The sequence below is a fragment of the Kosmotoga sp. genome, assembly GCF_982836095.1.
On the sequence record NZ_CEYIHJ010000002.1, the window covers coordinates 12,232 to 27,672 of the forward strand.

The window sequence follows — 15,441 nt, forward strand, 5'->3', positions numbered from 1 at the left end:
TAATCTATATTAGCATTTTGTTTTCTTGTTGTCAAGCTCTCCAATAGGTGATAAAATACAACCATTGAAAGGGGGGTGATCGATGAAGTTATCCCGCGTAATTGAGCTCCTCGGTGATCTCGTCCTTCAAACGGTAAATATGGATGGAACTAACCCAGAGATTTCTTCAGTTGCTAGTAACTCCCGTTTTCTAAAGCCCAATGACCTCTTTATCTGTATTAAAGGAGCCTACTTCGATTCTCACGTGCTTGCAGAAGATCTTCAGGAAAAGGGTGCGATTGCTTTAATTGCGGAAGATCCCATTGTTTCAAACCAAATAAGAATTCCTATTATTTACGTCAGAAGCAGCAGAAAGGCAGAAGCGCTGTTGTTTATGGAGCAAGCGGATCACCCCTATGAAAAGCTTATCACTATCGGTGTTACTGGCACTAACGGAAAGACGACCGTCACTTCCCTTGTAAAGCATGTTCTTGACACTTTTGAAAAAAACTGCTCTCTTGTAGGGACCGTAGTCAACTACATTGCGGGAAAAGAATCGAGAAATCCAAAAAATACGACGCCAGGGGCTCCTACTCTCGCGAAATATCTCAAGAAATCCGTTGAGGAAAATTATGAGTATTTTGTAATGGAAGTCTCTTCTCATGCTTTGGCTATGCATAGGGTTTCAGGTATGCAGTTTGATGTTGCCGCTATTACCAATATAACCCGTGATCATCTCGATTTTCACGAGTCCTTCGAAGACTACTATGCTACAAAGCTAAGGCTTTTTAATTTGATGAAACCTTCGGGAAAAGCCGTGGTCAACGCCGACCGAATAAACATAGCTAATATTCCTCTACAGCGGGATCAAATCTTAACTTATGGCTTTGGAGACGAATCAGATTACAGGATAGAAAATCTTGAGATGACACGTTCAGGCATGTACTTCGACATAGCAACTCCTTTTGGTTCTACACAGAAGGTTTACACCAGATTGATAGGAGAACATAATGCTTATAATGTAGCAGCCGTCATTGCGATTATGGAGGCGCTGAACTATGACACAACACACGTTATCGAAGCCATTTCCACCTTTACTGGTGTTCCGGGAAGATTTGAATTCGTTGAAGAGGCTTCCAAATATGGATTTGAAGTGGTTGTAGATTTTGCACATACTCCAGATGCATTGGAAAAGCTATTGAAAACCGCCCGAAGGCTCGTTGAAGGGCGGATTATACTTGTTTTTGGGGCCGGAGGAAATGCTGACAAGGGAAAACGCCCGCTTATGGGTGAGGTAGCGTCGAGATTCTCCGATGTGGTGATTCTCACATCGGATGACCCTAAGCACGAAGATCCTGAAGAGATCCTTAAAGATATCGAAGAAGGGATTAGCAAATTGAAACCTTATCTTATTATTCCGGATAGGAAAGAGGCGATATCTGTTGGGCTCACGCTGGCAAACAGGCAGGATATGGTGGTTATTGCTGGTAGAGGCCATGAGGAATTTCAAGTCATCGATGATGAGTTAATTCCTTTCAACGACAAAGAAATGGTTAAGCATATTCTCAATGAGAAATTTCGGAGGCTCATAAAAAGGTGATAGATGAAAGGATTATCGTTGAATTTCTGAAACTAACTGAAGGGAAGAAGTTGAAGATAGATTCGAGGAAAATAAAACCCGGTGATATTTTCATCGCTTTGAAAGGGAAGCATTTTGATGGAAATGACTTTGTTAAAGACGCCCTTGAACAGGGCGCTTTTTTAGCCATAACCACAAAGAGATTTTCAGATAAACGCGTTTTCACGGTGACAGATTCATGTAAACTGCTTTATGAATCGGCAAAAAGGATCTTGAATAACATGGCAATTGATTTCAGGATTGGCATTACGGGTTCAAATGGTAAAAGCACTACGAAAGAATTGCTTTACCAGGCTCTTTTGAAGAATGCTCCCGTTTTTAAAACACCCGGAAATTACAACACGGAAATAGGAATTCCGCTCGCGATTCTTGAGAACAGAGAGGCTCTTGTTTCAAGCAAGTATGCAATCTTTGAATTTGCTGCTGATCAAAGAGGAGACATAAAAAAGCTTGTTGAACTTGTTAGGCCTAATATATCAATACTAACCAATGTGGGATCAGCTCATCTTGGAAATTACAAGTCCCATCAAGAGCTTTTTGAAGAGAAATTTTCCATCTTTTCAAAACTTAAAACTGATGATATTGCTGTGGCAAACGGTGATGACAGAAGAATTGTTGAAAGGCTGGAAAAAGCCCCTTTCCAAACGTTGTTTTTTGGCGAAAAAAATGGGGAACTCTTGCTTGAGGGATATCGTTACATCACCGGAAATACCATGGTTGTGCTGAACTTCAACGGTGAAAAGCGTTTGTTGAGGTTGAAAGGGATCTGGAATAAAGGACAGGTCATGAACTTAATGGCAGCTTATTTGACACTCTTTGCCATGGAAATTGAATTACCAGAACTTTTTTTACTGGATTCTATTCTGCCCTTTGACAACAGATTCAAAGTCCATGATTTCGCTGGAATAAGAGTGATAAACGACTGTTACAACAGCAGTATAGAATCGGTAATGGTTGCCGTTGAAGCGATTGCGAAATTATCCAAAGGAAAAAGAATCGCAGTGATTGGTTCAATTCTTGAACAAGGAGCTTTTTCCAAAGAAACACATCATAAACTCGCCGAATTGCTAAAAGATTTTGATGAGGTGATTCTCTATAATGTTGATCCTCAGGTAGAGTACATCGCTGAAGTTATTGACCCAGCTTTCATAGCTGATTCAATAGAGGCCATAGTAGAACAGCTAATAAAACGTGTTAAAAAAGGAACGCTTGTTTACTTCAAGGCATCAAGGGGTGTCAGGTTGGAAAGGGTTTTGAACGCTTTTAAGGAGAAGTTAGCAAAAAATGGATGAATTAACACTTTTTTTTCTTTCCTTTTTTGGGGTTCTTCTACTTTTATACCCCTTTGAAAAATTACAGAAAAGGAAAAAAATCGGACAATTTATTCGTGAGGAAGGACCCGATTTGCACAATCATAAAACGGGAACTCCTACTTCGGCTGGATTGGTTTTCATACCGATAGCGCTGTTGGTAGTGTTCCTTTTCAGCAAAGATTCAGACTTATTGATCCCCATCGCAGCCGGAATACTTTTTGGAATTGTTGGGGCTATGGATGATTTAGCTAAGCTGGTGAAGAAGAATGCAGCTGGCATAAGCGCTTTGACAAGGCTAACATTGGAATTTCTTTTTGCTTTTTTTATCGTATATATCGTTCAACGCATTAATCCTCATACATATCTTCTCATTCCCTTTACAGAAAAAAGCCTGGATATAGGTTGGTTTTACTTTCCCTTTTCTATGGTTACGATAGTAGGTACTGCGAATGCGGTGAACCTCACAGATGGGGTAGATGGATTGGCTGGCAGTGTATATATTGCTTCGGTATTTCCCTTGATTGTTCTGGGGTATCATAGTAATCTATATTCGGCGTTAGTAGGCGCACTTTTTGGATTTTTATGGCACAATTGGTATCCAGCGAAAGTCTTTATGGGTGATACCGGTTCGCTTTCCCTTGGAGGTATTTTTGCGGTGTCTATGGCCCTGACAGGACGGGAGATTTACCTTCTTTTCTTTGGGTTTATTTTTCTAATAGAAACTTTAAGTGATATTATTCAGGTGGGTTCTTTCAAGCTGAGAAAGAAAAGAGTGTTTAAAATGGCTCCTGTTCATCATCATTTCGAACTTTCAGGTTGGCATGAATCCATGATTGCTTTCAGATTTTCCACCGTAGCACTTGTATTTTCACTAATTGGATTACTTGCTTGGAGGGGTAATTGGTGAACAAAGTCGGATTTATAGGATTGGGAGCCTCGAATTTCGAGCTTTTAAAATATGTGAGAAACACGTATCCAGAATGGCAGTGCTTTGTTTCAGAACAGGAAAAGATTCGAGGAGAATATAGATCTTACCTTGAAAAAGAGGGGATTCTCTTTGAAGAAGGCGGCCATACAGAAAGGATTCTTGAATCTGATTTCTTCATATTGAGTCCCGGTGTCTCACCCACCAGTGAAATCGGTCAGAACATTATTTCAACTGGTAAACCCATGACGACCGAACTCGAGTTTTCACTAAAAGAGCTCAAGAAGAGAAAAAACGGTGTTTTCATAGGTGTAACCGGTACAAATGGAAAGACCACCACCACAACTATGCTTGGGCATATAATGAAGGAAAAAGGGCTAAAGGTCTTTGTTGGTGGAAATATAGGTGTACCTCTGGCAACCGTTATAAAGAGCGATTACGATTTTTATGTTTTGGAAGTTAGTTCATTTCAACTTAATTGGTTCAATTCGAAGGAACCGCTTTTTCATCTTTCGAGTATTCTAAATGTGGCGGAAGATCATCTCGATTACCACGGGTCTTTTGAAGAATATTTGTCGCAAAAGAAGAAGATAGTTAAATTAACAAGAGGCTATTCAATTTTGAGAACAGAACTGGTTGACGCACTGGATGAAGCGAAAAATGGCCATGTTATTCCATTCTCAATAGATGGAGAAGGGCTGTTATCTCTCAAAGATGGAATTATGAAATTTCACAAAGCGCAGCTTGATTTGAGCACGTACATTAAAACAAGGCATAACAGGGAAAATGCCCTGGTTGCAATTGCGCTTTCTCACTTTTTAGGAATATCGGTATTTGATGCCTTTGAGAAATTAGCATCTTATCGTTATCCTGAACATCGGTTGATGGAAGTGGAATTTATGGAAGATATAAAATATATCGATGACTCCAAAGCGACAAATGCTCACGCAGTAGTAAAAGCACTAGAAAATTTCCAGCCCTCCAAGGTAGTTTTAATCCTTGCAGGTAAGGGAAAGAATGAAAGCTATAGTGAACTGCTGCCAAAGCTGAAGGAATTGAAAAAAACGATTATCATTGGAGATAGTCTTGGACTGTTGAAAAAACTCGACCACAACATTAACTACGAAATAGTGGATAACATGAAGCAGGCAGTTGAAAAAGCGCATAAAGCTGCTTTCCCTGGTGATATCGTTTTATTTAGTCCGGGGGGGTCCAGCTTTGATAAATACAGAAGTTACAAAGAGCGCGGCGCGGATTTTATAAATGAAGTCAAAAAGCTAAGGAAGACGGTTGGTACGATAAAATGAAAAGTCAGATAATCATTTTGAGCGTTTTTGTTAGCATCATGCTTGCCATGGGATTTGTTTTCATATACAGTGCAGGCCTGAGTATGGAAGCCAGGCTAATCGGTTTTTATGCTTCGGAGTATCTCCAAAGGCAGCTGATATCATTTTTTATAGGCCTTTTGCTTGCTTCTATAGCAATCTTCATGGGGGGAAGCACCCATTATCGCCTTTCTTTTCTCTTTTACTATCCGACAATTATTTTTCTTCTCATTTTTGTGCTTTTCTCACAGAGCAGGGGTGGAGCCCATAGATGGATTGAATTGGGGAGTTTTTCAATACAGGTTTCTGAATTTGCGAAACTCGTTTTGCTTTTGATTTTATCGGTCCATTTTGGAAAATTAGACAAAGAGAAAACTAATTTCTGGAACACAGTGATCGTGCCTCTTCTTCTTTCCGCACCTATCATAGGGCTAACGTTTATGGAACCGGATCTATCCACATCGATTATTATGCTTTCCATTGTTCTTATCATGATGATTTTAGGAGGCGCTAAGCCAGCACACCTGTTGATTCTTTTTTTATCAGTTGTTTTGTTTGGGGTTTTTATGCTAAAAGCAGAGCTTATAAAACCATATCAACTTGAGAGATTGTCAGAGTTTTTTTCTTCCCTCAAAGGGCAAAGCCATGAGCAGGTTTCATACAGCCTTATGGCCATCTCTTCAGGCAATACCTTTGGAAGAGGACTTGGAATGGGAGTGGTTAAATACTATCTACCTGTGAGTTATTCAGACTTCATTTTTGCTACCATAGGTGAGGAATGGGGAATAATTGGCATGTTCCTTCTTATGTTCTCATATGTTGGTTTTGTCATGATACTTTCCCAGATAGCCCTTAGATATGTCAGAAACACTGAAGGCAAGCTTTTTGTGATAGGCTTTGGATTTTATGTTTTTCTTCAGGCGAGTGTCAATATTGGAGTAAATCTTGGTCTCTTCCCGCCTACTGGAGTCACCCTTCCCTTTGTGAGCTACGGCGGTTCTTCTCTGATCTCTTTAATTTTGGGGCTCGGAATCACGTTTTCTATTATTCTTGAAAAGGGAGAAGAGGACGTTGGCTGACTTGAGAGTGGCACTATGTGGTGGCGGAACCGGTGGCCACTATTACCCGGTACTTGCCGTTGCTCAACGGCTTTCAAAAAAGTATGATACCAAATTTCTTTATTTTACAATCGCCGGACGTCTTGATGATAAAAGAGTCGAGCGGGATTTTTCAAATGTCAGGAAAATCCCGTTGAAAGTGCGAGGACTGCTGAGACCCATATACAAACCATCAAACATCAGAGTCATTCTTGAACATCTAGTGCAAGCGAAACTTGTCAAAAAAGAAATGGAAAAATTCAAGCCGGATTTTCTATTCTCAAGCGGTGGTTATGTTTCTTTTCCTGTTGTATTAGCGGCAAGAAGATTAAACATTCCTATTTTCTTGCATGAACAAAATGCTTTGCCAGGTATGGCGAATAAAAGGCTCGTGAAATATGCAACTGCTGTTTTCGTGAGCTTTGAGGAAAGCATTGAAAAATTTGGAAAGTTCGCCTATAAGGCTCGCTTTACCGGTAATCCTGTAAGGCAGATTCGAAGAAGGCGTGAAGAGATCTTCGAAGAGTTGGGTTTTACCCCTAACAAAGCCCTTATTGTTGTCATGGGAGGTAGCCAAGGATCTTCTTTTATCAATCAAAAGATGTTGGAGCTTTACGATTTAGTCAATTGGAATGAAACAAATTTACAGTTTTTGCACGTAACGGGAAAAGGAAATGAACTTAAGAGCTTTGAGAAATACCCATTTGTCAAAGCTTTTGAATACATTGATGACCTTCATGAATATGTAGCTAAAGCCGATCTAGTCATAACCAGAGGTGGAGCAACCTCAGTTGCGGAAATAATAAATTACCGTCGAAAGGCTATTGTTATACCCTGGAGCGGAGCAGCCGAAAATCATCAATATTACAACGCCGTTTCGTTGGAAAAACTCGGTCTGGGATATGTTATACTTGAAAATGCGGTTACACCAGAACTGCTTCTTTCCAGAATTGAAAATAGCTTGAGTAGAAAAACATTGTCTACCCCTGTTTTTAAGGAACCAGTCGAGTTAATCATCGAAAACATAATTCGGGAGGAATCGCGTTGAAATATCATTTTATTGGAATCGGCGGGATTGGCATGAGCAGTCTCGCGCTCCATTTGGCGGCTGAGGGTCATGGGATTTGCGGCTCAAATTATGAAGAAAATGAGAGAGTCGAATATTTAAGGGAGAATAATATCCAGATATTTATCGGGCATTCTCCACAGAATGTCAGCAATCCTGATATGGTAGTCAGAACAACTGCAGTTTCAAAGAATAACCCTGAACTCATTGCCGCTGTAAAAGGCGGTATTCCTGTTTTGTACCGCATGGAACTACTTAAGAAAGTGCTTTCCGAAAAAGAATCAATATGCGTTACGGGCACAGATGGAAAAACCACCTCTACAGCAATGCTTTCAAAGATTTTCATTGATGCTAAAAAAGATCCAACAGTTTTCCTTGGAGGAAAAGTCCCCTTCCTGGAACATGCCAATTACAGACGTGGTGGAGATATATCTATAACAGAGCTGGATGAATCCGATGGTTTTTTTGCCTCTTTCAAAGTAGATCACGCTTTGATTACCAATGTCCGATTCGATCACCTTGAACATTATAACAACAACCACGAGAATTTTTTGGATCATATGCTCCTTTTTGCGAAAGGCGTTTCAGGAGAACTCGTGTACAACCATGATGACGACGTGCTCAGGATGTTGTTCAGTGGCAGAAGATATATTTCCTTTGGGAAACATGGGGGCGATTATCGCTTCAAAAGACTTTCCATAGAGAGACTAAAACAAACTTTTGAGGTTTTTGAAGCTGAAAAATCCTTGGGAGTTTTTGAACTCAACACACCGGGTGAGTACAACATCTACAATGCGCTGGGGGCAATTGCAATGGCGCGTCAATTTGGGATAAGCCCTGAGATTATAAGATATTCTCTTGCTAACTATGTTTCCGCTGATAGAAGGTTCACTATCAGGGGTTACAACGAAGAGAAAGACCTGTATCTTGTAGATGACTATGCGCACACCCCTGACGAAATAAGGAACACCATCAAAGGGGCGAGAGAGGCTTTCCCCGATAGAAAACTGGCAATAGTTTTTCAACCACATAGATACTCAAGGTTGGCAAGGGAAAATGGAAGATTTGCCGCTTCTTTGAAGGATGCCGATGAAGTGTGCGTCTTCAAGCTGTATGATGCTTATGAAAAAGGAAGCAGCGCCTTGAGTGAAACAGAGGTCCTAAATGGCTTAAAAAAACACAACGTGCCTTCTCGTCATTATGTTGATTACCACGAAGTGCTTGAATGGGTCGAAGAACAGAAAAAAGCCGTGATTCTTTTTCTTGGGGCCGGTGATATCACCGAATTATCACGCCTTAGCGCCTTCAAGGTTAATTCAGCACGTTAATTGTTCTATACTCCTGACAAACACCACAAAGGGTACAGCCATTCCACCTGCAATCACGTGTGGGCTCGCCTTTATGTGCCTTTTCGTATTCTTCACGTAAAAATGCTTTACTGATGCCAAGGGATATATGATCCCACGGCAGTTCTTCTTCGACATCTTTTTCTCTTGAATAACTTTCAATATCTATCTTGCAACTTTCAAAGGCTCTTATCCATGTTGAAAGCCTGAACTCTTCACCCCATTCATCAAAAAGCGAGCCATTTTTATATGCCTTATAAATGGCATTTCCCACCTGCCTATCACCACGACTAAGCACTCCTTCAATATAGCTTTTCCCGGGATCATGCAAATGCAATTGCGCAAATCTTTTTATTCTGGAAAGAATTGAGAATTTCTTTCTTGCCTCTGGTGGTGTGATTTGCCTTGCATATTGAAAAGGGGTATGCGGTTTTGGTATGAATATGGAAACAGAGACTGTTAGCTGCTTAAGCCCAAGGGCCTTGATTTTTTTTGACAACGCCACTATACCATTGATGTCTTCATCAGTTTCTGTAGGTAAACCTATCATGAAGTACAACTTGACTCTCTTCCAACCTTTTTCGATTGCAGAAGCTACGGCATTTAATATCTCTTCTTCTGTTATGTTTTTGTTGATCACGTTTCTCAGCCTCTGAGTACCTGCCTCTGGTGCAAAAGTGAGACCGGTTTTTCTAATAGATGCAATCTTTGAGGCCATTTCAACGCCAAAGCTGTCAACTCTCGTGGAAGGTAATGAAAAACCCACATGTTCCTTTTTAAAGTATTTCTGGGCTCTTGATACAAGTTCTTCGACTTTGCTGTAGTCCATAGTACTCAGTGAAAGGAGGGAGAGTTCTTCATATCCCGTTTTTGAAATCAGAGTCTCTATGGCCTGAAGGATTTTTTCAGGTTTTCTTTCTCTTACCGGTCGATAAAACATGCCCGCCTGGCAAAAGCGGCAACCCCTATTGCAACCTCTCATTATCTCTATCACAGCTCTGTCATGAACTATGTTCATAAAAGGAACTATGGGTGAAGTAATGATTTCATAATTGTTTAAGTCTTTGATAAGCGCCTTTCCGGTCTTTCTTTTAGCCAGAGAGGGAACATAAACCCCCGATAACTCGGAAAGCATGGAGAGAAGTTCTTGACGCCTGCCAGATTTTAGCAATTCAAGATTCTCTTCTACGAGCTTTGCTAATTCAAGCATAGCAACTTCGCCATCGCCAATTACAAAGAGGTCAAAAAAGTCAGCCACTGGTTCAGGATTGCTGGTACAGGGGCCTCCGCCAATTATTAGTGGTTCCTTTGTCCGATCCTTTTGAAAAAGAGGGATGCCTGAAAGCTCAAGGAGTCCCAAAACGTTGGTATAACTCAGTTCGTATTGTAGGGTAATTCCCAAAATGTGAAATTCATTAGCAGGAGTGTAACTCTCCAGGGAATACAGGGGGATACCCGCCTTTTTCATTTCGTAAAACATGTCTTTCCATGGGAGGTAGGTACGCTCCGCGCTTATGTATTCTTCGCTATTTAGAAGGTTATAGAGCAGTTTCAAACCTATATGAGACATGCCAATTTCATAGGTATCCGGAAATGCCAGCAGAACTCTTAACTTGTTTTCTGTATTCTTTCTAACGTGATTTAATTCTTTTCCAATATAGCGGGAGGGTTTTCTAACCCTGGCGAGAGTTCCGGATTGCACCAGCCATCTATATATGTCCATATTTGCCTCCTTTAGAGCAGTAAATTAATTTAGCATTATATGGTATTGTAGAGTATAAAACGAAGTGTTATTCTGTATATGATTATGGACCCAGTGGTCCTCGACTGATTTAAGTATTCGGTGAATCCGTTAAGGATAACCGATAGTTCAGCCTGTGTTACACAGCGCAGGATATCTTTTTGTACTATTTAGTATTATTTATCGGATGTCCGATGTGCCTTAAAAGTTTCTGGCAATTTCTGTTAGCAGTTTTAGCAAATTGTCGTAATCTTCGATAGCCAGATATTCCACTTCAGAATGAAGATTCTGCAGTGCCAGGCTTAAAGGAACCATTTTTATGCCTCTTCTCTGGAAAGGAATTCCATCTGTACCTCCACCTGTAACGCCAAGTTGGAGGGGAATATTCATCTCTTTTGCAAGCGATAACAAGCGTTTCCCAAGATCATAAGAGGCAATAGAAGAACTGTCGCTCATTCGCAAAACAGGTCCTTTCCCGGGCTTCACACTTCCTGTCAATTTTGAACAACATGCAAAAGAATCAATGGGGAAGAACAACGCCGGATGATATTGTGATGCTATGGCCTGTGCTCCTACCAACCCTACCTCTTCCTGCACTGTCCAGACGAAAAGGAGCTTCTTGTTTAATTCCATGGTTAACGCCTCTTTTAAGAATTCGAGTAGAACAGTACAGCCGAACCTGTCATCAAGCGCCCTTGCAGCAACAAACCTATCGTTAAGGATAGATACCTGTTTCCTGAAAACGGCATAATCAAGGACTTCTATTCCCAATTCAGCGACTTCCTCGGGTGAACTTGCGCCAACGTCTATCGTTGGTTCAGGCTTAACAGCACTTCTGGACAGGTGAGGAGCCAGAAATCCTATCACCCCATCGATAGATTCACCTGAGGAATTTATAACATCCAGATGTCTTCCTACCAACAACTCGTCGGGAATGCCGCCTATTTTCTTGAAGTTCAACGTCCCATCGGGGTTGATCCCTGTGATCAGAAGGCCAAGTTCATCCATGTGTGCTGCAAACCCGAGCATCTCTTCTCCCTGGCCAACTTCAACAATCAAATTTCCAAGATCGTCCACATGGTAGGGGATACCTTTTGGCAGCAATTCAATTATTTTTTCACGTATTATTTCCTCGCGCCCTGAAATTCCCGGGACAAATAACAACTCTGTTAATTTGTCGAAATCCATATTGATCCCCTCCATCTGATAGAATAGATAATCGCAGAAATTTTGAAGTATTCCTTGTAGAATTATATCATTTCAAAGTTTTCCCCAACGAAAAAAGAAATGAAAGGACCAGAGAAACATGGATATAAACGTAACGAGTTTAACACCTCCGGAGCAGTCCAAAACATAATAGCCGTAGCTATGAATCTCTCGATCGGGCTGATGAATGTGCTGGAAATTTTCGCGATTTTCGGTTGATAAGGCAATGGTGTCTTGAAATTCCATACAAAAAAGTTATATAATCAAATACGAGAGGGTTACTTCAGCAGAATTTGGGCCGGTGTAAACACCGGTTCTTTTTTTATCTTTAATGATGGAGTTTACTTGAGTAATTGCTCAAGTGTATGCCAGGCAAGAGTGGCACATTTGACTCTTACGGGAAACTGCTTGAGGTTTTCGAAAACCATAGCATCTCCCAAAAGTTCTGCATTAAAGTCTTCGCCTTTTATCATCTTGTAGAATTCCTGAATAATCTCGACGGCTTCTTCTTTTGATTTGCCTTCGACGAGGTCAGCCAATATAGATGCTGAAGCTATACTAACAGCACAACCATGTCCATCGAAAGTTACTTTTTCAAGGATGTCACCATTGAGTTCGATATAAAGATGGAGTGAATCTCCGCAAGAGAGATTGGAGCCTTCCTGCTCAGCGGTCGGGTTTTTGATTTTACCTTTGTGTGAGGAATTTTTATAATGGAACATGACAACATCCGAATAAAGGTCTTCTGGCCTCATGAAAACCACCTCAAAGCATCTTTTATGCCGTAAAATAATTTGTCTATATCGCTATGAGTATTATACAGGTAAAAAGAGGCTCTGCACAGCGAGGAAACGCCTAAAGCCTTCAACTGCTGTTGAGAGCAATGATGCCCACTGCGGACGGCTACCCCAGACAGTCTGCTCAGCAGTTCAGCCAGATCGTGGGGATGTATATTCTCATGAGAGAAACTTATTATTCCATGACATTTTTTCTGACAATATAAAATCAAACCGGGAATGTCGGTGAGTTTTTCAATAGCGTTTTTCGTGAGATTCTCAATGTGCTGTGTGATCTTTTCAAATCCAGCGTTTTTCACGTACCTCAAGGCTTCAGCGAGCCCCACTGCACCAGCCACATTTGGCGTTCCCGCTTCAAACTTGTGCGGCACAGGAGCAAAGGTTGTCTCTTGTTCGCCAACCCTGTCTATCATCTCTCCACCATACTGAAAAGGGTTCATCTGTTCGAGTAATTCTTTTTTGCCAACCAGGACACCGATTCCAGTTGGCCCGAGAATTTTATGACCGGAGAAGGCGAGGAAGTCAACACCAGAAGCCTTAAAATCAAAAGCTTCATGGGGAATAAGCTGGGCACCATCAAGTACAAAAAGGCCATCAGCAGAATGAACCAGTTCCACGATTGCTTCAAAGGGAGGACGATATCCCAGAGAGTTAGTTAAACCAGTCATAGAGAAAATGAATGGTTTTTCACAGCTTTTCACGACTGCTTCAACATCTTCCAAAGATAGCTCCCCGCCATGAATTTTCACCGGATAGAACTTAAGGCCGGTGATGTGAGCAATCCGCTGCCAAGGTACGAAATTACTGTGATGTTCAAAAAGCGGAACTACAAACGACTTGTATTTCCCAGATAGCCCCAAAGAATAGGCAAGCATGTTCAAAGATTCTGTGGTGCCCTTAGTGAATACCACTTCTGTGGCCTTTCCCCCAACGAAGTCAGCAACAGTTTTCCGAGCATCTTCGTAAAGCATAGTTGATTCTTCTGCGAGTCTATAAACTGCACGGTGCACGTTGGCGTTGGTTTCTGTGTAAAAGTTTTTCAGTTTTTCTATTACGGCCAGGGGTTTTTGGGTGGTAGCAGCGTTATCCAGGTAAACCAGATCAGGTCGTTCTGAAAAAATAGGAAAATCGGTTTTCAATTTTTCGAAATATTCATCTAATTCTCTCACTGAAGACATTACGAACACCTCCGATAACCTCGTCGTCGAAAATCTCTTTTATTTCCTGAAATACTGGTTCAAAAGCCCCAGCTACAATGAGCTTTAGAGCTTCGCTTTCTGAAAGGCCACGAGTCATGAGATAATAGATCTTATCATTTTCAATGGATCCTATTGAAGCAGCGTGGGAGGCATTCACGTCATTTTCATCCACAAAAAGACCAGGAATAGCCTGTACAATAGCTTTATCCGAAAGAATGATCGTGCTTGAATGTTCATTACCACTGGAGTTCTTTGCGTTTTTATTAATTTCGATAGATCCACGAAAAACAGCCTTAGAACTGTCCGTAACCGTGCCTATTCCCTCAATTTCTATGGAAGATTCAGGAGCAATTATTCTACCAAGATAAAGCATATCGATTTTTTCATTTCCGACAGGAAAGAAGAGCGGTTTTACATTTGCCGATGCACCCTGTCCTACTGTTTTGACAAGGTGGTAAGGGGCTACAACAGTCCCGCCCAAATTTACGTCGTACAATCTAAGTTTTGCCTTTTCACCAATAACATAATAATTATTGGAAAAATGATGCGATTGAGCTGATGAAAGGTTTACAAAAAGCAGATTTAACTCTGCACCTTTCTTAAGTAAGAAGCGACTTGTTATTGCACTGAAGTCACCTCCAGGAGTGTAGAAAACCATATTTAATTTCGAGTTTTCTTCAACTATTATGAGATTTGATGCAAGCTGGCTTTCTGATGTAAATTTGCAGATCAACGTTTCTGCATAATTTGCAGCCTTTTCTGTACGAACAATTATGCCATCTGTTGAAAAGCTATCTGCCAGCAATGTAAATTTTCTATCTGAACCCTGAAAATCGAGGCTATGAGCTAATATCTCTTCTGATTCATCCATTTCAAAAAATCGCTTGTATATTTTTGGACCCATCAATTCAAAATTTGCATCGGGAATGGGTCTTTTCAATGAGAACTTATTCAATGGAACTCTTTTCCAGGCTGGAAACTTCAAAGTCTTATATTCTTCGTAAGCCCTTCGCTTGAAAACCTTGAAAGCCTTTGAGCCACCATCTATGGAGGCGAGAAAATCTTCTTCGGTATATTCTTCAATATCTAGCACCTTCGACATGGGTTCAAGCATTTTGAATTCGTTGTGGATCAAATTTAATGTTCTCTCTATACTCATTGGCAAACACCCCTAACCTATGCTGCTTTCTATTTCAAGGTTTATGAGCCTATTCAATTCAACTGCGTATTCTATGGGGAGTTCTTTAGAAATTGGTTCCATAAACCCCCTTACTATCATGGCCTTCGCTTCTGCCTCTGTGAGGCCACGTGTCATCAAGTAGTAAATCTGGTCTTCGCTTATTCTCCCAATCCTGGCCTCATGCCCTATATCTGCCTGGCTGGTACGGACATCAATTATTGGTACTGTATCGGACTTGGAGATGTTGTCAAGCATGAGTGCAGAGCATTCAACTGATGATCTCGAGTTTCTTGCTTTTTCGGAAATATATAAAAGGCCTCTGTAAAAAGCCCAACCACCACCAACACTTATGCTCCTGGCATCAACGGTAGAACTCGTGTCTGGAGCAAGATGTATTACCTTTGAACCTGTATCCATTATCTGTCCGGTCCCCGCGTAAGTTACCGCAAGATGGTTCGCTCTAGCCCCGCGGCCCTTCAGAATTGTAGCGGGATAAAGCATGGTTTTCATGCTACCAAGCGACCCCGATACCCATTCCATTGTGCCTTCGGCTTCAACAATTGCCCTTTTGGTGTTCAAATTGAAAGTGTTTTTAGACCAATTTTGAATGGTTGAATATCTCACCTTT

At 41.1% G+C, this 15,441-nt stretch carries 13 protein-coding genes; 7 read left to right on the forward strand and 6 right to left on the reverse strand.

Annotated features, from left to right (window positions below):
* The first annotated feature begins 82 nt into the window (after positions 1-82).
* From AC3LHT_RS00305 to murC, 7 genes are read left to right on the forward strand one after another with little or no spacing between them, the layout of a single operon-like run.
* Positions 83-1,579 carry a UDP-N-acetylmuramoyl-L-alanyl-D-glutamate--2,6-diaminopimelate ligase gene (locus AC3LHT_RS00305; RefSeq protein ID WP_488661637.1) on the forward strand — a complete coding sequence of 499 codons (1,497 nt, stop codon included), beginning with the start codon at positions 83-85 and terminating at the stop codon, positions 1,577-1,579.
* Positions 1,576-2,910, forward strand: a complete 1,335-nt coding sequence (locus AC3LHT_RS00310) for a UDP-N-acetylmuramoyl-tripeptide--D-alanyl-D-alanine ligase (protein ID WP_488661638.1) — start codon at positions 1,576-1,578, stop codon at positions 2,908-2,910. Before AC3LHT_RS00305 ends, AC3LHT_RS00310 begins: the two co-directional genes overlap by 4 nt.
* A complete protein-coding gene (mraY, locus tag AC3LHT_RS00315; protein ID WP_488661639.1) occupies positions 2,903-3,838 on the forward strand; it encodes a phospho-N-acetylmuramoyl-pentapeptide-transferase in 936 nt (311 codons plus the stop codon). Before AC3LHT_RS00310 ends, mraY begins: the two co-directional genes overlap by 8 nt.
* On the forward strand, positions 3,835-5,163 hold the full coding sequence (murD, locus tag AC3LHT_RS00320) for a UDP-N-acetylmuramoyl-L-alanine--D-glutamate ligase (RefSeq protein ID WP_290645065.1): 1,329 nt from the start codon (positions 3,835-3,837) through the stop codon (positions 5,161-5,163). Before mraY ends, murD begins: the two co-directional genes overlap by 4 nt.
* On the forward strand, positions 5,160-6,260 hold the full coding sequence (locus AC3LHT_RS00325; RefSeq protein ID WP_290645063.1) for an FtsW/RodA/SpoVE family cell cycle protein: 1,101 nt from the start codon (positions 5,160-5,162) through the stop codon (positions 6,258-6,260). Before murD ends, AC3LHT_RS00325 begins: the two co-directional genes overlap by 4 nt.
* On the forward strand, positions 6,253-7,326 hold the full coding sequence (locus tag AC3LHT_RS00330; protein ID WP_290645061.1) for a UDP-N-acetylglucosamine--N-acetylmuramyl-(pentapeptide) pyrophosphoryl-undecaprenol N-acetylglucosamine transferase: 1,074 nt from the start codon (positions 6,253-6,255) through the stop codon (positions 7,324-7,326). The genes AC3LHT_RS00325 and AC3LHT_RS00330 overlap by 8 nt, the downstream gene beginning before the upstream one ends.
* The gene (gene murC, locus AC3LHT_RS00335; protein WP_488661640.1) at positions 7,323-8,672 is read left to right on the forward strand and encodes a UDP-N-acetylmuramate--L-alanine ligase; all 1,350 of its coding nucleotides are present in this window, start codon (positions 7,323-7,325) and stop codon (positions 8,670-8,672) included. Before AC3LHT_RS00330 ends, murC begins: the two co-directional genes overlap by 4 nt.
* On the opposite strand, the gene AC3LHT_RS00340 is transcribed toward murC, so the two are convergent.
* The 6 genes from AC3LHT_RS00340 to AC3LHT_RS00365 all read right to left on the reverse strand — a co-directional run.
* Entirely contained in the window at positions 8,656-10,413 is a 1,758-nt protein-coding gene (locus tag AC3LHT_RS00340) for a radical SAM protein (protein ID WP_488661641.1), read from the reverse strand. The two genes, murC and AC3LHT_RS00340, sit on opposite strands and share 17 nt — an antisense overlap.
* 219 nt (positions 10,414-10,632) lie before the next feature.
* Complete coding sequence (locus AC3LHT_RS00345) at positions 10,633-11,619, reverse strand: M42 family metallopeptidase (protein ID WP_290645054.1); 987 nt, start codon at positions 11,617-11,619, stop codon at positions 10,633-10,635.
* A gap of 359 nt (positions 11,620-11,978) precedes the next feature.
* Positions 11,979-12,392 carry a Fe-S cluster assembly sulfur transfer protein SufU gene (gene sufU, locus AC3LHT_RS00350; protein WP_290645053.1) on the reverse strand — a complete coding sequence of 138 codons (414 nt, stop codon included), beginning with the start codon at positions 12,390-12,392 and terminating at the stop codon, positions 11,979-11,981.
* Entirely contained in the window at positions 12,389-13,612 is a 1,224-nt protein-coding gene (locus AC3LHT_RS00355; protein ID WP_488661642.1) for an aminotransferase class V-fold PLP-dependent enzyme, read from the reverse strand. Before AC3LHT_RS00355 ends, sufU begins: the two co-directional genes overlap by 4 nt.
* Positions 13,587-14,792: a SufD family Fe-S cluster assembly protein gene (locus tag AC3LHT_RS00360; RefSeq protein WP_488661643.1), complete on the reverse strand. Its 1,206-nt coding sequence runs from the start codon at positions 14,790-14,792 to the stop codon at positions 13,587-13,589. Before AC3LHT_RS00360 ends, AC3LHT_RS00355 begins: the two co-directional genes overlap by 26 nt.
* A gap of 12 nt (positions 14,793-14,804) precedes the next feature.
* On the reverse strand, positions 14,805-15,441 hold a 637-nt coding region (locus AC3LHT_RS00365), incomplete at its 5' end, for a SufD family Fe-S cluster assembly protein (RefSeq protein ID WP_488661644.1).